Genomic DNA, 24543 nt, shown 5'->3' with positions numbered 1-24543 from the left:
GTTTATAGTTTGGGGCTTTGTTTCACAGATCTGGCAGATGACACTGCTTTTTAATTCACTGTAAATTTCTCCATCTACTTTGTCACTCCATACATAGGAGTCCTAACACAGCTTACATTCTTTTATCATCAACTAATCTAGATTCCTACGGAATGACCAAAAATAATGTTGAGTATAACCATGTGAACTCTCAGCAGGAAATCAATATTATCAAAAGCTTATTCTCGTCTTAGTCTCCTTTTTAGCTTTTACATCTACATTGACATTGCTGTGGGAATAATTTTTAATAAACTCAGAAGGAGTTTTCCCCGTATATTTTTTAAACATTCTGTTGAAGTAAGTCACATTATTGAAACCACAGTGATAGCTGCATTCGGAAATAGATTTATCCTGAGCCATTAGCAGACAGGCTTTATTAATTCTGTAGCGATTTACAAATTCTGTAAAAGTAATTTGGGTTGCTTTTTTAAAAAAATTGCAGAATGCCGGTAAGGTTAAATTGGCAAGTTTAGCAACTTCTTCAATATCAATATCTTTGTCATAATGATGTTCAACATACGTAAAAATGTTCTCAAGGCGGGTTTTATTCTTTGAAATGATGGTGTACGGCATGATCTCTTTGTTGAGAAGATCATAATCTTTACATTTTGAAAGCTCGAAAAGAATTTCCAGCAGCAACAGATATCTTTTATATCCCTCCGATTCCAGCATCAGCTTTAGCCTGGGAAGCATGGCCTTTTTTACTTTATGATGAAAATGAATGCCATATTTTGAAAGCTCAAGAAGGTTTTTAATAGATCTTGCTTCCACTTCCTGATGCGGGAACTGCAGAATTTCTTCTTTAAACTGCAGAACAATCTCCTCATGCGGGTCAATAGAATTCAATCCAAATCCTGAGTGAGGAATATTGGAGCCGATCAGAACCAGATCTCCATTGGTATAATTACTTTTATGATAGCCTACATGGCGGGTACCATTCCCGGAAATTACACACACGAGCTCAATTTCCGGATGATAATGATACTCCCATTTAAATTCTGAAATAGGAGAATTATTATGAATAGTCCGGAAGGAGCTCTTTTCATTAGGGATCACTCTTTCAAAAGTAACTTTCATTTAATTAATCATATTTAATCATTAAAAATACTAATTATATTAATATTGTTCAAATATTCATTTACTGTGTTAAATTATCGTTAACAGAAATGCTTCTATCTTAGCCGACAAGAAATAAGCTGAATGAAAAATCTTAACATCAAGGCCGTTTTATTTTTAAACTATTTTGTCTTTGCAATTCTCCTGAATTCTGTAGGAACAGTCATTCTACAGGTACAGCAGAATTTTGGAATTTCAAAATCTTCGGCCAGTGTTTTGGAGGGGTTTAAAGATCTTCCGATTGCCATATGTTCTTTTATTTTGGCATCGTTTCTTCCCAAAATCGGGATCAAAAATTCTATGTTAACAGCCTTGCTATTGGTAAGCTGTATGTGTTTTGTGATGCCGTTTGCCAATGACTTTTGGTTTTTTAAACTGTTGTTCGGTATTGTAGGCGTCTCTTTCGCATTAATTAAGATATCGGTTTTTACTTCTATTGGATTGGTGACGGAAACGGATAAGGAACATTCAAGCTTTATGGGATTTCTGGAAGGGTTTTTCATGATTGGAGTGCTGGCAGGAAATGTACTGTTCAGTTTATATATAGATGATCACAATCCGAAATCTACCCATTGGCTAAATGTGTATTGGGTATTGGGAGCCATTTCTGCATTGTCTTTTTTGTTTCTGTTCTTTTCAAAGCTTAATGAAAAAGAGGCAAAAAGTGAGAAAACAGATCTTTTAGGAGATTTAAAAAACAGTGCAAGTCTGTTTAGCTATAAAAAAGTATTGTGCTTTTTATTGTGTGCATTTCTTTTTGTATTGGTAGAACAAAGCTTTCAGACCTGGACACCCACTTTTTATAAAGAAATTTTAAAAGTTCCTACTTCAATGAGTATTCAGGCAGGAGCTGTTTTGGCAGGAGCCTTTGCATTGGGAAGATTTTTATCAGGATTCTTTTCCAAGAAATTTAGCTGGATTTATGTAGTATCATTCTGTGTGATTGGTTTTGCTATTAGTTTACTTCTGGTATTGCCGCTTACCCATCATATTCATATTGATGCTGCAACCAATTGGCTGAATGCTCCTTTAGTCGTGTATCTGTTTCCACTAATGGGCGGTTTGCTGGCTCCGATTTATCCGAGTATCAACTCTGTGATTCTGGCTTCCATTCCTAAATATTTACACAGCGCAATGTCCGGATTGATTGTCGTTTTCTCAGCAATCGGAGGAACAGTAGGTTCTATTATTACCGGCTTTGTGTTTCAGGAGTTTAGTGGACAGCAGGCATTTTACCTTTCCCTGATTCCTCTTTCATTACTGATCATATCAGCAATTTTTATGAATAAATTAAAAATAAATCCTAAAAAATAAAATGAGTAACCAGCTTTATATCAACGAAATTCAAGACCTTTTTGATGCAGTACAGAGATCCCAAATCTTTGAAGATCAAAAAATGATGACGGATGCAGTTCCTTTGTTTCCTGTTTCTAAGATTAATGAAGATTATCAGCAGTTAAAAGATACTGAAGGTTTCGACCTGAAGAGTTTTGTAATGAGCCATTTTGATTTTCTTGGAGCCAGAGTTTCTATTCATAGAGAAGAACATCTTCCCATTGAAAAACATATTGAAAAACTATGGGACGAACTTACCCGTACAGCATATGAAGAAAAAGGAACTCTTTTGAAATTGCCGAAACCTTATATTGTTCCTGGAGGACGTTTCAATGAGTTTTTCTACTGGGACAGCTATTTTATAATGCTTGGTCTTCAGGTTTCCGGAAGAGTGGAAATGATGGAGAATATTGTTGAAAACTGCTCTTACCTGATCCAAAATGTTGGCTTTATTCCCAATGCAAGCAGAACTCATTTTTTAAGCCGTTCACAGCCCCCTTATTTTTCTTTGATGCTGGATCTGCTTGTTGAAACGACTCATAATGAAAACCTGTATATTCAATATTATGATACTTTAGAAAAGGAATATGCATTTTGGATGAATGGAGAAGAGGATGTTGAAAAAGGTTCTGGCATAAAGAGAGTGGTGAGAACAACTCAAGGTGATATTCTGAATCGTTACTATGATGCAGAAAATGCCCCTCGTCCTGAAAGTTACTTAATTGATATTGAGGATAAAGAAAATGCTTCAGGAGAAGAATTTTACAGAAATATAAGAAGTGGCTGTGAATCTGGGTGGGATTTTTCCAGCCGATGGTTTGCAGACGGAGAAAATATACAGACGATAGAAACGCTGAATCTTGCCGAGGTTGATCTGAACTGTCTTTTATGGCATTTGGAGTCTGCTTTAGCAAAATCGTCAGCCCTTCAGAATCGTCCTGAAAAAGAAAATTATTTCATTGAAAGAGCAGCGAAGCGAAGACAGATGATCAACCAATACTTCTGGGATGAAAATACGGAAATGTACAAAGATTATCATATCATAAAAAACACAAAAACACCGTCTGAACATATTGCTGCTCTTTACCCTTTATTCCTTGGAATAGCAGATGACCGACAGGCAGAAGCTGTAGCAAAAGCTATTTCGGAGAAGTTTTTATACCAGGGAGGTTTGGTGACTACCACCAAAAAGTCGGGTCAGCAGTGGGATTTACCCAATGCATGGGCACCTTATCAGTGGCTTGGTTTTAAAGCAATGAAAAATTACGGATTCGATGATCTGGCAGAAAAAATTAAAAACAACTGGTGTTCCAATGTAGAAAGAGTCTACAAAAACACCGGAAAACTGATGGAAAAATACAATGCATTAGATACAGAAACAATAGCAGGCGGAGGGGAGTACCCCAATCAGGATGGATTTGGTTGGACAAATGGAGTGTATTTGCAATTACAACAAAACTGAAACTAACAATAAAAAATCAAGGCTATGAAAAAAAAATCAATCTTTTTAATCGCCGCAACAGCTACTTTATACTTTAATAATGCTTATGCACAGGAAACACCGCAGGATTCTGCAAAAGTTTCCTCTATCGATCAGATTGTCATCACAGGAAACTCAAATCCAAAGAAAAAAATAGAATCCAGTACTGCGATCTCCACATTCAGTTCTAAGGAAATTCAAAAACAAAACCCAATCAGTGCTGCTGCTTTGTTGCAGAGAGTGCCAGGGTTTGCCGTGGAAACTTCAGGAGGTGAAGTAGGAAATAACCTTTTTGCAAGAGGTATTCCTTCTGCTGGTGCGTATGAATTTGTACAGGTGCAGGAAGACGGCCTTCCGGTATTTGAAGACGGAGCACTTCAGTTTGCCAATGCAGATAATTTCTTTCGTGTCGATAATTCCGTGAGTCGTCTGGAGGCTTTAAGAGGAGGTTCGGGTTCAATCTATGCTAATAACTCTCCGGGAGGTCTTATCAACTTTATTACAAAAGAAGGAGGGAACGAGTTTAAAGGAACGGCAAAACTGGAAACCAGTACTTATGGTTTGATGCGTACCGATCTTAACCTGGGAGGTGCTTTAGTAAAAGATAAATTGTTTTTTAATGTAGGCGGTTTTTACAGAACTGATGACGGAATCCGAAAAACAGGATTTAAAGCCAATAACGGAGGACAGGTGAGAATGAATCTTAAATATGTCTTCGATAAAGGGTATGCTAAAGTATATTACAAAAAACTGGATGACAGAAATACCTTCTTTTTACCTATTCCTTTGACGCAGGATGGAGATAAATTAAAAGGATTTAACGGATTTGATCCCAATTATGGTACCTATAGCTACAGAGCGATCAGTCAGTTGAATATTCCTCAGGCCGGAGGTGGTTTTTTTAATAGAAACCTGGAAGATGGAATTCACCCAAGAGTAGATGTTCTTGGAGCAGAATTTAAATACGATCTTGGACATAATATCACTGTTTTGAATAAAACCAGATATACCAATATTGATATGAATTATACAGGAATCTTTCCTGCGGGAGGTCCAAAATCAGCTGCACAGTTTGCTCAGGATAAAGGGATTACCGGAAACAATTACCAGTATTCATTAGTAAGTACGGGAGGTGTTGTGAATCCTGCCAATGTTCAGGAATTGGGTTTTTGGGCTATCGACAAAAAGATGAATAATTTTGTGAATGACCTTCAGTTCAATTATAAATTTGATAAAGGAAATATTACTGCAGGCTTCTATAAATCTAACTGGAAATCTCAGCAATACTGGAACTGGAGTAATATTCTTACTACCGCAACAGACCGTCCAGAGCTGCTAAATCTTGTAGATACTTCCCTTACTCCTAATGATAATGGATATTCTAAAACTTATAATGGGGTTACCAATATGTCTTTCCTTGTCAGAAATTCTCAAATTCAGGGAAGTTTGAACGATATATATTTGAATTTTGATTATAATATTACAGACGCATGGAGCTTCAATGCAGGGATGCGTTACAGCCGTGACTATTATAAAGGATACGGAGTTAATACAACAACAGCTAACCTGAACAACTCCGGATTAACAACTGATGGCGTTCATAGTTTTGCGACTACTACAGCAGACGATAATATGGCCGTTCTCGGAAATAAATATACCTATTGGAACTATGATGTAAACAGAGTCTCTTATACAGTAGCAACTAATTATAAGATCAATAAAGAAAATGCTGTGTATGCCAGATTCTCCAATGGTTTCAGATCTCCAAATGAAGAAGCATATTACAATAATATGACAGATTTGAGCCAGATCAAACCTGTAGAGACCAACCAGTTGGAAGTAGGGTACAAATACTATTCGCGTACATTCGATATTGCTGTGATTCCATTTTATTCTGCATTGAAGAATCTTTCCTTTACAGATGTATACTCAAACGGAACTTCAGAAAATAAATTTGCGAATACAACCAATCTTGGGGTAGAAATTGAAGGATATACCAGATTATTCAATAATATCTTAGAAATAGCATTTAACGGAACAATCCAGAATCCAAAATATAAAGATTTTACTGGGCGAAATGCTGACGGAACAACTTTTAATTATGATGGAAATGTGGTAAGAAGAATTCCGAAATTCTATTTCAACATTTCTCCGGCTGTTAATATTACCAAGGAATGGAGAACTTATATAAGTATGAATTATTATGGAAAACGTTTCCAGAATGAAGGAAATACAGAGGATAATATTTTACCTGCATTTACAGAATTTGGAGCTGGAATGTCTTATCAGCTAGGAAAAATACGCTTTGCTGTAGACGGAACTAATATCTTTAATACAATCGGTATTACAGAAGGAGATCCAAGATCACAAACCGTATCAGGGAACATTAGAATGGCCAGGCCCATTATGGGAGCCGCTGCAAGAGCTTCTATTACTTTAGACTTCTAAATCTATTTCTTTATAACAGTGAGAGCCGTCAGAAATTTTTTTGGCGGTTTTTTGCTGTGATTTCCTATTTTTATTGAGTTTTCCATTTAATATTTATTTACCTATTTAAAATAAAAAACACCCTGTTTGTAAAGAAATATATTAGACATTTCCTTAAAACAGGGTTTAATTTTTATAATAAAGCTGTTTAAACTTTTTTATTAAACCGTAAAAGTCACAAAAGCTTTTTTAAACACTTAAGCTATTGAATTTATATACTTTGGGTATAAGAAGTACACCAAATTTTTATTGAAAATCAAGGATTTTCATCCTCTATGAAATTCATTGTGCGGTATTCCTCATCCTTTTTAAAGTGTTTGAAAACTATATAATGTTTAGATTCCTACGGAATGACAAAGTGTACGGATACACTCAACGTCATGTTTGTCATTCCGTAGGAATCCAGCCTTAGAAATTATCCTTCTTTTGTGTGTTTTTATTAAACCACAATTCGAAGATTCAATGAATTTAAACGCCACAAAAGATTGAAACACTTTAAGTGAACTTAAGAGAATATCCTGGCACAGAATACGTCCACATATAAGTTTAAACAGACTTAATATGGTAATACTACGAATAGTAAATTTTACTTAAAAAACGGATTGTACTGCTTTTCGAAACCAATGGATGTAGGATTTCCATGTCCGGAAAATACCTGTGTATCATTGTCTAATACAAAAAGTTTTGTCTTGATGCCGTTGATGAGCTGGTCGTAATTTCCTTTATACAAATCTGTTCTTCCAATGCTTCCTTCAAATAAAACGTCTCCGGAAATCATGAATTTCTGATTTTCATTATGATAAACCACACTTCCTGGAGAATGCCCCGGAACATGATAAATTTTGAATTTTTCCCCATCCAGTTCAAGCTCATCACCTTCCTGTACATACTTTACTTCTACATTTACAGGATCGATCTTCATCCCAAAACGTACACCGCTTGCCTGAAGCATATCCAATACCTCCTGATCTTCCTGATGTAGGGTTACCGGTACTTTAAAAGTATCAAAAGCCCATTGAAGCCCAAGAATATGATCAATATGAGCATGAGTCAGAAGAATCTTTTGAATGTTCAACCCATTTTCAGTAATGAAGTTACTGATTGCCTGAGTTTCCTGTGGACTCATATTTCCCGGATCAATTAACCAGGCGTTTTTATTTTCGTTGTAAATGATATATGTATTTTCGCTTGCAAAATTGAATACGAAGCCTTGAATCTGGAGCATACTTTGAATATTTTTTATTCAAAAATACGATATTATTAAGAAAATGGCTATTTTTCGTTATCTTCGTCATAATGAAAACTTTGCGAATACTCTTACTCTCTTTGGGTGGGCTGGTTTTTGGACAGAAGATCCAAAGTATTCAGCTGTTCAATCCCCAGACCAATGACGAAACTCCTGTAATTAAGATAGGAGAACAACTGGTTTTAAGCTTCGATGATCTCAACAATGGCAGTGAAATTTACAGGTACACCATCAAACATTACGACAGAAACTGGAATGATGATAACCTTTTCTTCACAGAATTTGCCACAGGAAGCATGAATGCACTTCTTGACCAGTTTCAGTATTCCTTCAATACCTTGCAGGCATATACTCATTATAAGCTGACCTTTCCCAATGATAAGATACAGCCGAAAATTTCAGGAAACTATGAATTGATTGTGTACAAAGATTCTGTTGATAAACCGCTTTTCAAAAGAAGATTTTATTTGGTGGAGAACGGAGTTTCTATGGCATTGAATATTTCAAGGATAGCCGATGCAAAAAATCCTAACATCAACCAAAGGGTAGAAGTAAAGGCAAGTCCTGCAGGAGGAGATATTTCGTCAAATGTAAACTCTATCAGTCTAAATGTGATGCAGAATAACAATCCGAATATGATGATTGCCAATCAGAAGGCAAGTACGGTTTTAGGTAACCAGATTCTTTTCCAACAGATGAATCTTGCTTTTCCAGGTGATAATGAATTTTATTATTTCGATAATAAAAACATGAATATGGCTGCAGATATGGTGAGAGCAACAGAAATCAAAGATGATACGAATCAGACTTACCTGCATCCGGTGTGGGCCTTCCCTTTAAATTATCAATATCAGCCCGATGTAAACGGAGCCTGGTATTACAGAAGAAATGATTTGGGAAGAGAAAGAGATGCCGAAAGGGAAGCAGATTACTCATGGGTATATTTCTATCTCGATTCAGATCCTGTAGATAAAGAAATTTATGTACTGGGAGGATTCAACAACTTTCTTCCGAGTAAAGAGAATCAGATGCAGTATGATGCAGCTACCAAGCAATATGTGGCCAGAATATATCTGAAGCAAGGTTTCTATAACTATGTTTTGGCGACTAAAGAAGGGAACGGAGCTCTAAATTTTGGCGAAGTAAACGGTAATTTCTGGCAAACCGAAAACCTATACCAGGCGTTTCTGTATTATGCTCCTTTTGGAAGAAATTATGACGGATTGATAGGATATGGAGAATTCAGAACCCCTATAGGTAATAAACGCTGATCCCGTATTTTTAAAAAAAGAAACTACTTTTAGTGATTATAAAACAGGCTGTCTCTTTGGAGGCAGCCTTTATTTTATACAGGTTTTTTTTTAATAGGCGGAATTTTATTCTTGAAATATTTTAATGCACAACATAGTGAAAAAAATAATTCACAAAATTTTGATTTTAATTAATTATATCAATTAAAAATATTCATTGCTATAAAATTATCTTTAAAATATTTTCTTCTTTTTAAAATCATTATTGTGGTTTATTTATTGATTTATTTTTTCAATTGAATTTTATTCAATAAAAATGCATTTATGTTGTGAAAGTTTATAAATTCGTATCCACAACCAACCAAATATTATTATGAAACTAAAATTTATCTTAGTAGCCAATGTTGCTGCTTGTTCTTTTGTTTTTGCCCAAAACACACCATCTAAATTAGTTCCGGGTACCAGTGGATTACATGCAGAATTTATGCGATTCGAGAAAGATGCCCCTATATTCCAGGGAAGTCCAGTCTTGTTTGATGAAGCTTCTCAAAGACTTTCACAAGGCCAGTCGCGCAAGTTGGGATTGGAAAAAGATGAACTGGGATTTGAAACTCATCGTTTTCAACAAACCATTAATGACATTCCTGTAGAATATGGGATGATGGCTGTACAGACCAGAGATGGTAAAATTGTAGGGGAAACAGGAAAATGGATTGTACAGACTTCAAAACCTGTAGAGAAAAAAGCCAATATTTCTGAGAATGTAGCCTTGCAGAATGCTTTATCATTTGTAGGTGCAGAAACCTATAAATGGCAGAACAAAGAGGAAGAAGCTTTTATTAAAAAAGAGTCCAATGATGATAAAGCAACCTTCGCTCCAAAAGGTGAATTGGTGTATTATTCAGATCCGACAGATGAAAAACTGAATGACTTGAAACTGGCTTACAAATTTGATATTTATTCAGAAAAACCGTTAGGCAGACAATATGTATATGTAGACGCCAAAAATGGAAAAATTTTAGGAGTAAATGCTTTGATCCATGATGTGAATAGCCCCGGAACAGCCGTTACAGCTTACAGTGGAACCCGAAATATTACTACTGATTCTTACAATGGCAGTTATCGCTTGAGAGAAACCGGAAGAAACGGAGGAACTGCCGTAGAAACCTATAATTTAAATAAAGGAACAAGTTATGCTTCTGCTGTAGATTTTACGGATGCAGATAACAATTGGAATAATGTGAATGCCAATAAAGACCAATATGCTACCGATGCTCATTGGGGAGCAGAAATGACAGTAGACTATTTTTATACAAAATTCGGAAGAAAAAGTATAGACAATAACAATTTTGCTATCAAATCTTATGTACACTATTCTACCAATTACTTTAATGCCTTCTGGGATGGTTCCAGAATGACGTATGGTGATGGAAGCTCCAGTACCAACGGAGGGAAGCCATTAACAGCAATTGATGTTTGCGGTCATGAAATTACCCACGGAATGACTTCTAAAACAGCCAATCTTGTTTACCAAAGAGAACCGGGAGCTTTGAATGAAGGCTTCTCAGACATCTTTGGAAATACCATCGAACGTTGGGCAAGACCTACCCAGGCAAGCTGGACACTGGGCGAAGATTTCAGCTATGTGATCAGAAATATGGCGAATCCTAATGCTTATGGACAGCCAGATACCTATTTGGGGACTTATTGGAAAACGGCGACAACTTCAGGATGTGCCACACCAAGCCAGGCTAATGATTATTGTGGCGTTCATACCAATTCGGGAGTACTCAATTTCTGGTATTACTTACTGGTAACAGGAGGATCAGGAACCAACGATAAAGGTTTTGCTTATAATGTTTCCGGTATTGGGTTGGATAAAGCAGCCGCTATTGCTTACAGAACCTTAACCAGCTATCTGACTTCTACCTCTACATATGCCAATACAAGAACATATTCTCTTCAGGCAGCTGCCGATTTATATGGAGCGGGGAGTAATGAAGTAACACAGGTTACCAATGCCTGGAATGCCGTAGGTGTTGGCGGTGGAACTTCTGCAGCAGGAAAAGTAGCTCTGCCGGAAACTCCGCTGTATGCAATAAGTCCAAACCCGGCTACAGACAGATTTACCGTTAGCTTTGAAGGGAAAGAAGGAAAAGGAACTGTAGAACTCATCAACTTATCCGGTAAAAGAGAAATTTCTGAAAAAGTGGATCTTGTAGATGGAATGAACAAAATTAATATACAGCTTCCATCTCATATTCTTTCAGGGGTATATATCATTATGGTAAATGGGCAGAAAGCAGGAAGCCTTATTAAAAAATAAAACAAATCTTTAATATATTTCAGTAAAAAGGCCGCGGGATTTTCCCCGCGGCCTTTTGTTTATTTTTAAAGAAAGTGAATGTATTTTAAACCAAATAGAAATCATTCAGTTTCTCTTCACAAAGAATCTTTACTACATCTATCCATCGGTCTTCATCATTCAGACATGGAATATAATGGAAGTTTTCACCTCCACCATGAATAAACTGTTCCTTTCCTTCTACAGAAATTTCTTCTAATGTTTCAAGACAGTCAGAAACAAAGGCTGGGCATACAACCGCTAGGTTTTTTACTCCCTTTTTAGGAATAGTTTCCAGGGTTTCATCGGTATAAGGTTCTATCCATTTATCTTTTCCTAGCCTTGACTGGAAAGACACAATTGTTTTCTCCTTAGGAAGTCCCATTTTAGCAATCACAGCTTCCGTAGTTTTATAACATTGGTGTCTGTAACAGTACGCATTATGAGTATCCACCTGGCTGTTGATACAGTTGGCATCATCAATTTTACAGGTTTTTGAAGGATCTGTCTTATAAATATGCCTTTCCGGAACACCGTGATAAGAAAACTGGAGTGCATCAAAATTCTCAGGAAGTTTCTCCTTAATACTTTCTGCAAGGCAGTTAATATAAATATCTCTGTTGTAGAAAGGTTGAATATAATTGATCTTTATCTTTGGAAACTTCTTTTTTCTTACTTCTTCAGCCTTTTCAATAACCGTTTCCGTTGTACTCATCGCATACTGGGGATACAAAGGGAAAAGAACGATTTCATTAATACCCTGATCCACCAACTTTTGAATCCCTGTTTCTATACTTGGTTCTGCATATCGCATACCGATTTCTACAGGAACATCTACTACTTTTTGAAGCTTTTTCTGAATTTTTTCTGTAATCACAATCAGTGGAGAACCTTCATCCATCCAAACGGTCTTGTAAGCTTCAGCAGATTTGGCAGGTCTTGTTTTCAGGATAATTCCCTGAACGAGAAGGGAACGAAAGATCCAACGGTAATCGATCACTCTTTCGTCCATCAAAAACTCATCAAGATATTCCTTTACATCATTTACAGCTGTAGATCTCGGTGATCCAAGATTGACCAGTAAAATTCCTTTATTATTCAATATTTTTTATTTTAATGATGAAACAGATTCTGAAAAATCCGTTACCAATTGTAATACTTTGACAAAGGTATTACTTTCCACTGAGCCATTAGACTCAAATTTCCCTTTTATTCCCTTTATTAAAAGCTGATGTTGATCATCTATTCTGGCTCCCAGAGTCTTTACAATTAATAATAATTCCTCATGTCCCTTTTCTCCATTGGCAGAAGCCGTAATCACCGCAACCGGTTTGTCAGAAAAAATAGTGGTAGAAACACACCATTCCAACATATTTTTTAATCTGCCGGGAATACTGAAAATATATTCCGGGGTAGAAAATAAGATGCCTGCAGCATTATCAATTTCCTCTCTTATTTTTACCACTTCTTCAGGAGTATCAGAATCGGTGAGCGAAGTATCAAAGTGGGGAAGAACAGAAAGATCGTCGTAGATGTGAAATTTGGCTCCAATATTTTTTTCCAATACCTGCTCAATGAGTTTCTGGTTGCTGGAGTTTTTGGTAGCACTTCCAATAATAACAAGGATCTTCTTTCCGTATTCCATTATTCTTTATCCGTTTACGGCTTCCACTCTTTCTACTAAGTCCGGAACGAATTGTTTTAAAATATTTTCAATACCGTTCTTTAAAGTAGCTGTAGAACTTGGGCATCCTGAGCAGGCACCCTGTAAAAGCATTTTTGCAGTTTTGTTGGCCTGATCATATTCCATTAAAGAAATTTTTCCTCCATCATTTTCTACGGCTGGAGCTACATATTCATTTAAAATATCAGAAATTTTCTGCTCATCTTCCGTATAATCTCTGTTGATGATTTTCTCAACAGGATTTTCGTGTTTCTGAGGTTCTACTTTCGAAATTTCTCCTCCATTTTGAAGATACTCAGCAATAAGAGCACGAACGGACATCATTACCTGGTGCCATTCTACAGAATTATCTCTGGTAACAGCTACAAAATTGTCAGAAATAAAAGCTTCCGTTGCAAAATCGAATTCATTAAAGATAGCCTGCGCCAAAGGAACATCCCCGGCAGCATCTCTTGATTTTACTTCCACAAAACCTTCCATAAGCAACTTGTTGGAAACAAACTTCATTACATTCGGGTTCGGAGTCATTTCAGCATAGATCTGATACATTTCTTTTTTCTTCTGAAGATAAATTCTTGGATTGGCTAATAATTCATCCTCAATCACATTTTTCAGACTTTCAGCTACATGTTCCCAATCAATAGTATCCTGTTTAGCCACTGCTACAAAATTAGCAGTGATGAAAATTCTTTCCACAAAAGGATAATTGAAAAGTTCCTGTGCCAAAGGAATTTCTGAAATATCTGAATCTCTGTCCAGTTCCAAAGACCCGGGGATCAGGTTGTAATCAGCTACAAACTTCATCACTTTCGGGTTTTCAGTAGGTTCTATAAGTACGGTACGCATTTTTTCGTTAAATTTGAGATACAAAAATACGCATTAGAAGTTAGAAGCTGAAAATTGAGAGTTAGATTTTTGCTATCGCTTTAATTTAGAAGTTAGATACTAAAAATTAGGAGGTAGACAATCATCATTTTCAAAACAAGCTTATTTTAAATTTTCAAATTAAAACTATGGCACTTGTAAAAAAACTTTTAGGAAAAATACCACAGATCGGAGAGAATACTTTTTTGGCTGAAACAGCTACTATTATCGGAGATGTTACTATGGGAAAAGACTGTAGTGTTTGGTATAATGCAGTAATCCGTGGAGATGTTCATTATATTAAAATGGGAGATAAGGTGAATGTTCAGGATAATGCAATGTTACACTGTACTTACCAGAAACACCCTTTGAACATTGGAAACAATGTATCCATCGGTCATAATGCAATTGTTCACGGGTGTACCATTAAAGATAATGTACTGATCGGAATGGGAGCCATTGTGATGGATGACTGTTTGGTAGAAGAAAACTCTATTGTTGGAGCAGGTTCTGTAGTTACCCAGGGAACGCACATCAAATCCGGAGAAGTTTGGGGGGGAGTTCCTGCCAGAAAAATAAAAGACATCAATGCTCAGTTATTAGAAGGTGAAGTCAATAGAATTGCAGATAATTATGTGAAATATTCTTCTTGGTATAAAGAAAACGTTGAAGATCACGAATTGTAGAAACTTGAGTTGGAGGTAGGACAGTTTTAGGATTTGAGTGATGAATTGTATGAGGAAACTTATTTTGTGATTTATCGCCGATTTTAAAAAATTAACAATAGGCTCTTTCCAGCCCAATATAATAATACACAAAATACAAAAGCTCCCTTGTAATAACGGAGCTTTTGTCGATTTGATATTGAACCTTTGCTTTATTTTGCATCATCATCCGGAGTAATCATCCTTATCTTTCCCTTGATGCATTTAAGAGAAGTTGGAGGCATAACTACAGCGCAATCTGAAGTGATATTATATTTTTCGTTGAAAACTCTTACTTTATCAGTATATTCATTTACTCTTGCCATAAAAGAAGCTTCTATTTTTTTTGGATAAGCAATATACTGTTGAGGACCGCCACAGGATTTAACACCCATTGGAGCAAAAGTCCAATCGCTTGCATCTGTACATTTTTCACCTGACACTTCCGATTCAATGGATGCCTTCATTTTATCCAACTGAGCCTGATCATATTTCTGACTGTCTTCATCAGCAGGTCTGTCTGCAATATCAACGGGAAGATTGGTGTTGAAGTTTCTGGAGCTTGTACAGGAAACCAAGCTGATTGTAGTACATAATACTATTGTAAAAATATGAGGTAAAAAATTTTTCACAGTATACTTTTTTCTTTTTAAGAATTTTCAAAACTTATGCCAAGGTAAGAAATTCAATTGATTTCCGTATTTTTGACGACGATGAACAATCATTTTTTTGACTTATTAGAGTACACCAACAGAAGCGTTTTTCTGACCGGGAAAGCCGGGACAGGGAAAACCACATTTCTTAATGATTTTGTAAGACGGACAAAAAAGAAACATATTGTGGTAGCTCCTACAGGGATCGCAGCCATCAATGCAGGAGGAGTTACCATTCACTCCATGTTCGGATTACCGCTGAGAACCTTTCTTCCTACTACAGAAAGGATAGATACCAGTTTGGCAAATAATATTGCCGATCTGATGCCCCATTTCAAATATAGAAAAGATAAACTGAAACTTTTACGAGAAGTTGAAATCATCATCATTGACGAGGTTTCTATGTTAAGAGCCGATGTCTTGGATATGATGGATTTTTCTTTACGGTTTATCCGAAGAAACAATCAGAGATTTGGAGGTGTACAGATGCTGTTTATAGGAGACTTATTTCAGCTGCCGCCTGTGGTGAGAGATGAACATATCTTGAAGATGTATTACAACTCTCCATTCTTTTTCGACAGCCATGCCATTAAGGATATTCCAATTGTTACCATTGAGCTTACCAAAGTATATCGCCAGTCCGATGAAGAATTTCTCGAAATTCTAAATGCAATTCGCGACGGAGATGTGGCCAATATCGATTTTGAGCACCTTAATAAAAGATATGATCCGGATTTTGACATGGGCAAAGAATCTTACGTATATCTGTGCTCTCACAATAAAATGGCCGATGAGATCAATCAGGAGAAACTGGCCGGGATCAAAGTGGATGCTCAAACTTATGAAGCGAAATTGGTGGGTGATTTTAAAGAAAACCAATTTCCCAACGAACAATTTTTAGAGCTGAAAATTGGCGCACAGATCATGTTCATCAGAAATGATATTTCCGGAGAAAAAAAATATTTCAACGGAAAGCTGGGAGAAATCATTGGGCTGGACGAACACGAAATTCGTGTAGTTCTTGATGAAAGCGAAAGAGAAATTGTCGTAAAAAGAGAAACCTGGGAACAGAAAAAATACTTCCTAGATACGGATAAAAACATCAAAGAGGAAGTGTTGGGAAGTTTTGAGCAGTTTCCAATCAAACTGGCATGGGCGGTTACCATCCATAAAAGTCAGGGACTTACTTTTGATAAAGTGATTATTGATGCCGGAAAAAGTTTTACAGCCGGACAGGTCTATGTAGCTTTGTCCCGTTGCAGAACGCTGGAAGGCATTGTTTTAAAATCGAAAATTACTCCGGAAGTTATTTTTAAAGACGAAAGAATTCTGCATTTTCATACCGATACAGTTGCCAACGATCATGTAGAAGCTATTCTGAATCAGGAAAAATATGATTACAGTATCCGGAAAGTACTTCGTACAGTAGACTGTATATGGTTTTTAAAAGAAGTTGAAGACTGGAATAATATTTCAATTGTTACCAAAAATATTGATCATGTTAAAACCAAGCAGCTATATCTTCAACTGAAACATGAAGCCGTAAATCTTGGAAAGATATTTGAAAAACTGGAACGTATCATTTTCCAGAAGGTTAATAATTTTATCGTTAAAAAAGAAGAGTGGTCCGAAATAGAAAATAAATCAAAGGGAGCCGTAAATTTCTTTTTTACAGAAACCAGAAACAAAATATTCGATCCTCTTAAAGAATTTTATGCTGAAATTAAAGGCGCGAAAGGCTTAAAACAATACAACGAAGAATTTAAAAGCTGGCTGGAAGATATTGAAGAATACCTGAATAGTCTAAAAGAAATATATCTTCTTGAAACTAAACTTTTAGATGAAAAGAATGATAAGGAAATCAATCTTAAAATTGCTAAAGTACCGTCGCAGGTATTAACCTTCCAACTCTTCGAACAAGGTAAAACCATCGGAGAAATTGCTTTGGAAAGAGGGTTGGTTAAAGAAACCGTCATCGGGCACCTTGCTAAATTTGCAGAACAGGGATTGCTGGATATTTCGAGAGTGATTACTTCAGATAAGATTAAAGCTTTTGAAGATGAGTTCTACAAAAATCCACACGAAACCTTAACCGAATGGAAGAATGCGCTGCCAAGTAATTTTGAATTTAATGAGATCAGAATCCTGATCAATCATTTCAATTATAAAAAAGAAAAGAATTCCTAGAGAATTCTTTTCTTTTTAGGATGAGGTAGGGTTTAAGGATACATCGCATTGATGGTATTAATATCGCCTGTTGTAAAACCTGTTCTGTTATAAGTGAAAGTGGTATTGTTGGCTCTTTTAATCGTTGGCAGTCCGTTTTTAGAATAAGAATTGGGCCAATACATCATTACTGAATTAATATTGAATGGCCCTATATCTGTACCCGAACTATAGATGTTGAAATTGTAAGCCTGCCCATCCTGAATATTGGCCCATTGAATACTAAGGTACTGATCTCTGTCCTTACGGCAATGTTCATGGTAAAGACCTACTGTATGTCCCATTTCATGAATAACCGATCCTACAGAAATATACTGATCGAGAGAAATAGTCTGCTTTCCTCCCTGATATCCTATATGAGCCCAGCCATCTGATCCGGTAGCGCTTCCGAAAATGAATTCTACATAATTAGATTGATTGGTGCGGAGAACCCATTGGGTATTGGTTTTACTATTATATTCATTAATGGCACTCGTGATTTTATTAGCATTAATGGAACCCATATTACCTGCAACCGTATAATAAATTCTGCCACTTGGCCATCTTGAAAAACTGGCGCCCCCTTTATTGGCTACTCCGTCTTCTGATACTTGCTGATCAGAAAGAACAATATCTCCCTGAAAAAAGTTGAGTCCGTCCTTTTTAACGTAGGTAATAGATTGACCATTTAACTGTCCTTTTTTAACTTCTTCTTTTTGAGAAAGAGGATCCGTATTTGTTACCGGATCATCATTGCTTTTGTCGCAGGATGAGAAAGCAAGAACTGCTATCATATTCATACAAACCATTTTGGTAATCCATCCTTTTGAATGAAATTCAGATTTTGTTTTCATATAGATATTTTTAAATTGTGGTAATGCGAATTTAGTATTTAATTCTCTTTTTAATGATTTATCTAATTTAAATATTTTCTTATTTTTCTATTTTATTCAGGAACGGCCTTATCTTTCTATTTATATTAAAAATTATTTTTCAATAGTTTTTCCCTGAACTGATCAATTGTTTTTATTAATTACAAAAAGTAACTAATGCAGATTTTATATTTTAAATTTGTATGGTTTTTTGAACCCCAATTTAGAATTATGAAATCGACAGAGAAGATTCTGTATCTTCTTTGGAAAAAAATGAATATTCCAATATGAAAAATTTTGAAATTTCTGTTTTAGATCTTGCGCCCGTAAAGCAGGAAAAAAGCATACACGATACTTTTCAGGACAGTCTGTCTTTAGCCAATCATGCTGAAAGTCTGGATTATAAAAGATTCTGGCTTGCCGAGCATCATAATATGGAAAGTATTGCCAGTTCTGCCACCTCAGTATTAATTGGTTTTATTGCCAATGGAACTAAAAAGATCAGAGTAGGTTCTGGAGGAATTATGCTTCCCAATCACAGTTCTCTGATTATTGCAGAACAGTTCGGTACCTTAGAATCTTTATTTCCGGGAAGAATTGATCTTGGTCTTGGAAGAGCACCTGGTACAGATGGCTTAACTGCTCAGGCGTTGGGTAGAAATCCTGCCATCATTAATGAACAGTTTCCGAGACAGATTCTTGAACTTCAGAGATATTTCTCAAAAGAAAATTCAGATGCTATGGTGAGAGCCATTCCTGGTGAGGGGCTGGATATTCCACTTTACATCTTAGGATCCAGTACAGATAGTGCCTGGTTGGCTGCCGAACTGGGCTTACCTTATGCTTTTGCGGGGCATTTTGCTCCTGAGCAGATGGAAATGGCTTTTAAAATATACAGAGAACATTTTGAGCCTTCAAAATATGCAGATAAGCCTTATATCATTGCCTGTGTAAACGGTGTAGCAGCTGAAACTTCGGAGGAAGCACATAAAATTTCCACTACTTTATTTCAGGCTTTTATCAATATTGTGAGAAACGACAGAAAACCTTTCGCTCCGCCGGTAGATGATATGGATGATATCTGGTCACCGATGGAAAAATCAATGGTTTTACAGAAGCTGAGATATACTTTTATTGGAGATCAGGCAGAGGTTCAGCAGAAACTTAAAGATTTCCAGGAAAAGTTTAATGTAGATGAGCTTATGATCAACTCGCATATTTATGATCATCAGAAAAGACTGAGATCTTACGAAATCTTCAGAGAGGCAGCAAACACATTATCCAAAGCGTAATAAACCCTTGATATTAATTGGCAGATGCTTATTTTTATGAGTATCTTTGCACAAAATAAAAGTAAAGATGTCTGATATTAAATTAAATACTATTCCGGAGGCAATTGAAGACCTTAGAAATGGTAAAATAATCATAGTAGTGGATGATGAAGATAGAGAAAATGAAGGTGATTTTCTTTGTGCGGCAGAACTTACTACACCCGAAATCATCAACTTCATGGCTCTTCACGGAAGAGGGCTTATCTGTATGCCGCTTCCAGAGAAAAGATGTGATGAGCTTGGACTGGAAGTGATGGTAAGCAGAAGCAGTGATCCTAAGGAAACGGCTTTTACCGTATCTGTTGACCTTCTGGGGAACGGAACTTCTACCGGTATTTCTGCAGGAGACAGAGCGAAAACAATTTTAGCTTTGATGGATGAAAAATCCAAGCCTACAGATTTCATGAGACCTGGTCACATTTTCCCGCTTCGTGCAAGAAAAGGAGGAGTATTGAAAAGAGCAGGGCATACAGAAGCTGCTATCGATCTTACTCACCTGGCAGGCTTAAAAGAAGGAGGAGTAATCTGTGAAATTATGAATGAAGACGGAACAATGTCCCGTTTACCTGAACTTCACGCTTTTGCTCAGAAACATGATATGAAAATCGTATCGATTGAAGATTTGATCCATTATCAGCTTAAAAAAGGAAACCTGGTTGAAAGATTGGAAGAAAAGAAAGTAAAAACGCATTACGGTGAGTTTGATTTCTACGCGTTCAGAGAAACTTCTAATGATCAAATCCACTTTGCTTTAACAAAAGGAGCATGGACTGTAGATGAGCCGGTTTTGGTAAGAGTACAGTCTTCAGATTCTTATTTTGATGTATTAACCAGACTTAACAATGGTGAAAAACCTCTATTGGAAAAAGTAACGAATATGGTAAATGAGGCTGGAAAAGGGGCGATTATTTTTATCAATAACGTTTCAAATTCTGAAAATACATTAAGAAAACTTCAGCAGTTCCTGAACTATCAGGACGGGCAGGAGCAACACCCTACTTTAGCGTACAACTATAGAGATTATGGTATCGGAACACAGATCTTAAAAAATCTGGGAATCAATAAGTTTAAAGTAATCACTCAAAACCCTACAATCAAGCCTCAGGTGGGAGGATATGATGTAGAAGTTACTGAGTTGGTGCAATTATAGTAAAAGAAATCATTATAAGTGAATTTTTCGCTGTAAATGATGATGCATAATATAAAATAAAAGGTTTAGGGTTTTTCTAAGCCTTTTATTGTTTTAAAATCATGACCGAATCTTTAAAAAAGCATATCAGAGATTATATTGAAATTTCAGACGAAAAACTGGAAAGATATTGTAATGCCTTTCACCTTCATAAACTAAAGAAAAAAGAATTTCTATTACAAGAAGGGAACATCTGTGAATTTGAAGGATTTGTGGTCAGCGGATGTTTTAAAGTTTCTCATACTCATCATAACGGGGTTGAGCAGATACTGTATTTCGGCGTTGAAAACTGGTGGATTTCGGATATTGACAGTTTTATCAATAATATGCCATCCAAACTCAACATTCAGGCTCTTGAAGACAGTGAAATTCTTTTGATTGCGAAAAAAGATAAAGAAATATTTTTCAGAGAAATGCCTGAAATTGACAGGCTGATGAGGCTTAAATTCCAGAAATCCATTATTGCCTTACAACGCAGGATTATTGATAATTTAAGCAAACCCTCCGATGAACGCTATCTTGATTTTCTAAAGGATTATCCTCAGACAGCACACCGTCTTACCAATATTCAGATCGCGGCTTATCTGGGAGTAACACCGGAATTTATAAGCCGAATCCGTAGAAAAATAGTCAATAAAAGCTGATTGTAAACGGGAAAAAATCATAAATAAAAAACCACACAAGCAGTAGAACTTATGTGGTTTTTGATTAATATATCAATCTGTATTTAGCTTTTTAATGAGATTCCTTCATAGCTGTGAAAACCATTAAGAAAATCTTTTACCATCATTCTTTTTTTACCTTCCAACTGAAGTTCCATAGGATAATAAATACCATCTTCAGTATAGATTTTAAATTCATTTTTAGAAATAGAGAGCGTTCCTGCATTGTGCCCATGATCGGCAAGTTCAAACTTTCCTGCAAATATTTTCAGTCCTTTTTCCTCATTTTCAACCATTAAAGTGGTGAAAGCTGCGGGGTAAGGAGACATTCCCAAGATAAACTGATGCACAGTTTTTGAAGGAGCATTCCAATTGATTTTGGTATCTTCCTTAAAAATTTTGTAGGCATTTTTAGGATGTTCTACTGAAGGTTGAGGTTTTTCTTCAATGGAGTTTTCAGCAAGGCCATCTAACGTTTTCACGACCAGCTTAGAACCCATTTCCATCAGTCTGTCATGAAGACTTCCTGCATTTTCGTCAGGTAAAACAGTCAGTTCTTCCTGCAGAAGAATATTTCCTTCATCAATTTTTTCATTGATAAAGAAAGTGGTGGCACCGGTTTTTTCCTCACCATTAATAACAGCATAGTTGATAGGTGCTGCTCCACGATAATCCGGAAGTAAAGAGGCGTGAAGGTTAAATGTTCCCATCTTAGGCATTTCAAAAAGAATTTTAGGCATCATTCTGAATGCTACTACCACAAAAACATCAGCATCAAGCTGTCTCAGCTCTTCTAAAAATTCAGGGTTTCGTAATTTTTCCGGTTGAAAAACAGGAATATTATTTTCAGAAGCATACACTTTTACCGGTGACTGATGGATCTTTTGCCCGCGTCCGCTTGCTTTGTCTGCTACTGTTACTACACCTACTACTTGATGATGAGATTGATGGATAGCCTCCAAAGAAGTTTTTGCAAACTCAGGAGTTCCTAAAAAAACGACTTTCAATGATTTCATACTGCAAAGATAAGTTTTTGATTCGAGGTAGGAGAGGGTTGTTGTGAAGGAGTTTTTAGTGTTTTGGAGTGGGAAATTTTGGTATTTTTCAATCTCAGAATCCGATTATTCATTATTCAGCATATACGTTCTGAAATTCAGCATTCTTACCTTTCCTGAATCGAGTAGAAATATCAGATTTTCTAAAATATTTTCTTTGGAATGATAGCTGAGCTGTATAGAAAGCTCCTCAATTGTGGAAGGCTTTTTTGCCAGTAAATTGATGATCTGCTGAGATACGTTTTTACCAAAAATAGATTGTTTATTCTTTTCACACACAGAACAGTGTCCACAGTTTTTTGAATTTTTTTCTCCAAAGTAGGCCAGAATAAGTTTCATTTTGCAGTAGGTATTATTTTCTACATAAAACTTCATTTCCTCCCATTTCTGAATTTTATTTTTTTGGATGTGTTCGAAAAGTTTCCAATATGCATTACTTATGGCTCTTTCGTCACGAGGTTTTAGAAACTTGATACTTGCCAGCGCACCATCAAGATATTCCAGATAATTTTTTTGCTGAAGCTCTTTCAAACGTTCTTTAATCAAAGGAAGTCCTACATTTATTTTATTACTTACCTGCTGTTCACTGAACATTACCTTGTGAGTGGTAATTCCTGATACGGTGCGGAAAAGCAGTTCTATAAAATGCGCATCTTTCTGAGGAAGCTGATCTATTTCATCCGGTTTAATGAAAAGTTCCAGAGAAGACAGACTCTTGTAGTCATTGTAATAGATTACTTCCTGGTTGTGCAGGAAATTGAGAATATTGTTGATTTTTGCCTTCGATAACTTTGTGAAGTTCTGTATTCCGGCTGTATTCAGTTGAAAGGTTTTTTCCGGAAGTTCAAATTCGGCAACCTGAAAAATAGAGTAGAGGTAGCTAATGATTTTTAAAAATTCGGCTTTATTGGGGATCTGGTTCTTTAAGATTTGATCAAAGTTTAAAAGCTCCTGTTGGTTCCAAAGCATAAACGCAAAACTTTCTTTACCATCTCTTCCGGATCTTCCGATTTCCTGATAGTAATTCTCCAGCGAGGCTGCAGGAGAATAGTGAATAACAAACCGTACATTATCTTTATCGATTCCCATTCCGAAGGCATTCGTTGAGATCAGAACATGATTATCACTGTTGTTCCAAAGGTTTTGTTTGGTATTTTTTTCTTTTGTGGTAAGACCTGCGTGGAAGTAATCTACATTTTTCAGTTGATTTTTTTTCAAAAACTCAGTAAGTAATTCAGCTTCTTTTCTGGTTCTTACATACACTATCCCAGAGTCATTATTGTATTTTAAAATATCGAAAACACGTTGAAACTTATCGGAAACTTCTTCTGTAAATATTCTGATATTATTTCTTTTGAAACTTTTTTGAAAAACAGCTGGTTTTTTAAGTTCCAGTTTTGTTTTGATCTCTTCCAGAACTTTTGGAGTTGCAGTAGCAGTTAATGCCAGACATGGAATTTCAGGATTGTTACTTCTGAATCCTTTGATATTCTGATAGCTAGGACGGAAATCCTGTCCCCATTCTGAGATACAGTGTGCTTCATCTACAGCAATGAACGACAGCTGGATTTCTTCTATATTTTGAAGAAACTGTGTGTTGGTTAGTCTTTCCGGAGAAATATAAAGGAGTTTAGTAAGTCCTTCTTTGCATCGGTCATAGATTGCTTCTGTATCATACTCATCCAGTTCAGAAGATAAATACTCAGCTTCTATACCCCGAAATTTAAGTTGGTTAACCTGATCTTTCATTAATGCCAACAGGGGAGAAACCACAAGGCAAGTTCCTTCTTTCAGTAAAGCAGGCAGCTGATAGCATAAGGATTTTCCCGCTCCTGTTGGTAACAGAACCAGGGTATCTTTTTCGTTGATAACAGCATTGATAATCTCTTCCTGAGCATCTCTAAAGTCAGTATAGCCCCAGAAATACTTAAGAGTATCATATTTTAGCTTTTGAAAATCCTGTGGAGAAATCATGATGTAAAAATAAGGAAAGTAAGGTAACAAAAAAAGCCACGCAATGCGTGACT

Annotated in this window: 19 protein-coding genes; 10 read left to right on the top strand and 9 right to left on the bottom strand. The window is 36.2% G+C overall.

Annotated elements, in window-relative coordinates; genetic code table 11:
- Nucleotides 1-210: 210 nt before the first annotated feature.
- Complete coding sequence (locus ACQ76T_RS18300) at nt 211-1116, bottom strand: AraC family transcriptional regulator (RefSeq protein ID WP_431344693.1); 906 nt, start codon at nt 1114-1116, stop codon at nt 211-213.
- 123 nt (nt 1117-1239) lie between these two features.
- Between ACQ76T_RS18300 and ACQ76T_RS18295 the strand changes: the two genes are divergently transcribed.
- Genes ACQ76T_RS18295 through ACQ76T_RS18285 form a run of 3 tightly spaced genes read left to right on the top strand, consistent with a single transcriptional unit; the run spans nt 1240 to nt 6418 of the window.
- Nucleotides 1240-2469, top strand: a complete 1230-nt coding sequence (locus ACQ76T_RS18295; protein WP_431344692.1) for an MFS transporter — start codon at nt 1240-1242, stop codon at nt 2467-2469.
- A 1-nt stretch (nt 2470) separates the two neighbouring features.
- Nucleotides 2471-3952 carry a trehalase family glycosidase gene (locus tag ACQ76T_RS18290; RefSeq protein WP_431344691.1) on the top strand — a complete coding sequence of 494 codons (1482 nt, stop codon included), beginning with the start codon at nt 2471-2473 and terminating at the stop codon, nt 3950-3952.
- A 24-nt stretch (nt 3953-3976) separates the two neighbouring features.
- A complete protein-coding gene (locus ACQ76T_RS18285; RefSeq protein ID WP_431344690.1) occupies nt 3977-6418 on the top strand; it encodes a TonB-dependent receptor in 2442 nt (813 codons plus the stop codon).
- 625 nt (nt 6419-7043) lie between these two features.
- On the opposite strand, the gene ACQ76T_RS18280 is transcribed toward ACQ76T_RS18285, so the two are convergent.
- The gene (locus ACQ76T_RS18280) at nt 7044-7682 is read right to left on the bottom strand and encodes an MBL fold metallo-hydrolase (protein ID WP_431344689.1); all 639 of its coding nucleotides are present in this window, start codon (nt 7680-7682) and stop codon (nt 7044-7046) included.
- Nucleotides 7683-7753: 71 nt separating this feature from the next.
- On the opposite strand from ACQ76T_RS18280, the gene ACQ76T_RS18275 reads away from it, so the two are divergent.
- Both ACQ76T_RS18275 and ACQ76T_RS18270 read left to right on the top strand, forming a co-directional pair.
- Entirely contained in the window at nt 7754-8974 is a 1221-nt protein-coding gene (locus tag ACQ76T_RS18275; RefSeq protein WP_431344688.1) for a type IX secretion system plug protein domain-containing protein, read from the top strand.
- A 352-nt stretch (nt 8975-9326) separates the two neighbouring features.
- The gene (locus tag ACQ76T_RS18270; RefSeq protein WP_431344687.1) at nt 9327-11279 is read left to right on the top strand and encodes a M4 family metallopeptidase; all 1953 of its coding nucleotides are present in this window, start codon (nt 9327-9329) and stop codon (nt 11277-11279) included.
- Nucleotides 11280-11364: 85 nt separating this feature from the next.
- Here the strand turns inward: ACQ76T_RS18270 and hemH are convergent, their stop codons facing one another.
- From hemH to ACQ76T_RS18255, 3 genes are read right to left on the bottom strand one after another with little or no spacing between them, the layout of a single operon-like run.
- Nucleotides 11365-12399 (bottom strand): ferrochelatase, encoded by a 1035-nt coding sequence (hemH, locus tag ACQ76T_RS18265; protein WP_431344686.1) that lies wholly within the window; start codon nt 12397-12399, stop codon nt 11365-11367.
- A 6-nt stretch (nt 12400-12405) separates the two neighbouring features.
- The gene (locus ACQ76T_RS18260) at nt 12406-12942 is read right to left on the bottom strand and encodes an NADPH-dependent FMN reductase (RefSeq protein WP_431344685.1); all 537 of its coding nucleotides are present in this window, start codon (nt 12940-12942) and stop codon (nt 12406-12408) included.
- 6 nt (nt 12943-12948) lie between these two features.
- On the bottom strand, nt 12949-13827 hold the full coding sequence (locus ACQ76T_RS18255) for a NifU family protein (RefSeq protein WP_422693964.1): 879 nt from the start codon (nt 13825-13827) through the stop codon (nt 12949-12951).
- Between the two features lie 167 nt (nt 13828-13994).
- Here ACQ76T_RS18255 and ACQ76T_RS18250 point away from each other — a divergent pair, with 167 nt between their 5' ends.
- Nucleotides 13995-14531, top strand: a complete 537-nt coding sequence (locus tag ACQ76T_RS18250) for a gamma carbonic anhydrase family protein (protein WP_431344684.1) — start codon at nt 13995-13997, stop codon at nt 14529-14531.
- Between the two features lie 191 nt (nt 14532-14722).
- Here the strand turns inward: ACQ76T_RS18250 and ACQ76T_RS18245 are convergent, their stop codons facing one another.
- Nucleotides 14723-15181: a hypothetical protein gene (locus ACQ76T_RS18245; protein ID WP_431344683.1), complete on the bottom strand. Its 459-nt coding sequence runs from the start codon at nt 15179-15181 to the stop codon at nt 14723-14725.
- Between the two features lie 81 nt (nt 15182-15262).
- On the opposite strand from ACQ76T_RS18245, the gene ACQ76T_RS18240 reads away from it, so the two are divergent.
- Nucleotides 15263-17389 carry a helix-turn-helix domain-containing protein gene (locus ACQ76T_RS18240; RefSeq protein ID WP_431344682.1) on the top strand — a complete coding sequence of 709 codons (2127 nt, stop codon included), beginning with the start codon at nt 15263-15265 and terminating at the stop codon, nt 17387-17389.
- A gap of 32 nt (nt 17390-17421) precedes the next feature.
- Here the strand turns inward: ACQ76T_RS18240 and ACQ76T_RS18235 are convergent, their stop codons facing one another.
- On the bottom strand, nt 17422-18261 hold the full coding sequence (locus ACQ76T_RS18235; protein WP_431344681.1) for a M12 family metallopeptidase: 840 nt from the start codon (nt 18259-18261) through the stop codon (nt 17422-17424).
- Between the two features lie 305 nt (nt 18262-18566).
- On the opposite strand from ACQ76T_RS18235, the gene ACQ76T_RS18230 reads away from it, so the two are divergent.
- The 3 genes from ACQ76T_RS18230 to ACQ76T_RS18220 all read left to right on the top strand — a co-directional run bounded on the left by ACQ76T_RS18230 (nt 18567) and on the right by ACQ76T_RS18220 (nt 21443).
- Nucleotides 18567-19571 carry an LLM class flavin-dependent oxidoreductase gene (locus tag ACQ76T_RS18230; protein WP_431344680.1) on the top strand — a complete coding sequence of 335 codons (1005 nt, stop codon included), beginning with the start codon at nt 18567-18569 and terminating at the stop codon, nt 19569-19571.
- A 67-nt stretch (nt 19572-19638) separates the two neighbouring features.
- On the top strand, nt 19639-20760 hold the full coding sequence (gene ribB / locus ACQ76T_RS18225) for a 3,4-dihydroxy-2-butanone-4-phosphate synthase (RefSeq protein WP_431344679.1): 1122 nt from the start codon (nt 19639-19641) through the stop codon (nt 20758-20760).
- A gap of 101 nt (nt 20761-20861) precedes the next feature.
- Complete coding sequence (locus tag ACQ76T_RS18220; protein WP_431344678.1) at nt 20862-21443, top strand: Crp/Fnr family transcriptional regulator; 582 nt, start codon at nt 20862-20864, stop codon at nt 21441-21443.
- 83 nt (nt 21444-21526) lie between these two features.
- Here the strand turns inward: ACQ76T_RS18220 and fmt are convergent, their stop codons facing one another.
- On the bottom strand, nt 21527-22477 hold the full coding sequence (gene fmt, locus ACQ76T_RS18215) for a methionyl-tRNA formyltransferase (protein WP_431344677.1): 951 nt from the start codon (nt 22475-22477) through the stop codon (nt 21527-21529).
- A 105-nt stretch (nt 22478-22582) separates the two neighbouring features.
- Nucleotides 22583-24490 carry a RecQ family ATP-dependent DNA helicase gene (locus ACQ76T_RS18210; protein WP_431344676.1) on the bottom strand — a complete coding sequence of 636 codons (1908 nt, stop codon included), beginning with the start codon at nt 24488-24490 and terminating at the stop codon, nt 22583-22585.
- Nucleotides 24491-24543: the final 53 nt, after the last annotated feature.

Source organism: Chryseobacterium sp. JK1, from assembly GCF_050632815.1.
Lineage (GTDB): Bacteria > Bacteroidota > Bacteroidia > Flavobacteriales > Weeksellaceae > Chryseobacterium.
Note: the sequence above shows the minus strand (reverse complement) of the source record. Positions and strands in the feature narration are given on the sequence as shown.

Excerpts from the sequence above, each read along its gene's own strand:
- ACQ76T_RS18300 (WP_431344693.1), bottom strand. The coding sequence starts at position 1,116 with ATGAAAGTTACTTTTGAAAGAGTGATCCCTAATGAAAAGAGCTCCTTC.
- ACQ76T_RS18295 (WP_431344692.1), top strand. The coding sequence starts at position 1,240 with ATGAAAAATCTTAACATCAAGGCCGTTTTATTTTTAAACTATTTTGTC.
- ACQ76T_RS18290 (WP_431344691.1), top strand. The coding sequence starts at position 2,471 with ATGAGTAACCAGCTTTATATCAACGAAATTCAAGACCTTTTTGATGCA.
- ACQ76T_RS18285 (WP_431344690.1), top strand. The coding sequence starts at position 3,977 with ATGAAAAAAAAATCAATCTTTTTAATCGCCGCAACAGCTACTTTATAC.
- ACQ76T_RS18280 (WP_431344689.1), bottom strand. The coding sequence starts at position 7,682 with ATGCTCCAGATTCAAGGCTTCGTATTCAATTTTGCAAGCGAAAATACA.
- ACQ76T_RS18275 (WP_431344688.1), top strand. The coding sequence starts at position 7,754 with ATGAAAACTTTGCGAATACTCTTACTCTCTTTGGGTGGGCTGGTTTTT.
- ACQ76T_RS18270 (WP_431344687.1), top strand. The coding sequence starts at position 9,327 with ATGAAACTAAAATTTATCTTAGTAGCCAATGTTGCTGCTTGTTCTTTT.
- ACQ76T_RS18260 (WP_431344685.1), bottom strand. The coding sequence starts at position 12,942 with ATGGAATACGGAAAGAAGATCCTTGTTATTATTGGAAGTGCTACCAAA.
- ACQ76T_RS18255 (WP_422693964.1), bottom strand. The coding sequence starts at position 13,827 with ATGCGTACCGTACTTATAGAACCTACTGAAAACCCGAAAGTGATGAAG.
- ACQ76T_RS18250 (WP_431344684.1), top strand. The coding sequence starts at position 13,995 with ATGGCACTTGTAAAAAAACTTTTAGGAAAAATACCACAGATCGGAGAG.
- ACQ76T_RS18240 (WP_431344682.1), top strand. The coding sequence starts at position 15,263 with ATGAACAATCATTTTTTTGACTTATTAGAGTACACCAACAGAAGCGTT.
- ACQ76T_RS18235 (WP_431344681.1), bottom strand. The coding sequence starts at position 18,261 with ATGAAAACAAAATCTGAATTTCATTCAAAAGGATGGATTACCAAAATG.
- ACQ76T_RS18230 (WP_431344680.1), top strand. The coding sequence starts at position 18,567 with ATGAAAAATTTTGAAATTTCTGTTTTAGATCTTGCGCCCGTAAAGCAG.
- ribB (WP_431344679.1), top strand. The coding sequence starts at position 19,639 with ATGTCTGATATTAAATTAAATACTATTCCGGAGGCAATTGAAGACCTT.
- ACQ76T_RS18220 (WP_431344678.1), top strand. The coding sequence starts at position 20,862 with ATGACCGAATCTTTAAAAAAGCATATCAGAGATTATATTGAAATTTCA.
- fmt (WP_431344677.1), bottom strand. The coding sequence starts at position 22,477 with ATGAAATCATTGAAAGTCGTTTTTTTAGGAACTCCTGAGTTTGCAAAA.
- ACQ76T_RS18210 (WP_431344676.1), bottom strand. The coding sequence starts at position 24,490 with ATGATTTCTCCACAGGATTTTCAAAAGCTAAAATATGATACTCTTAAG.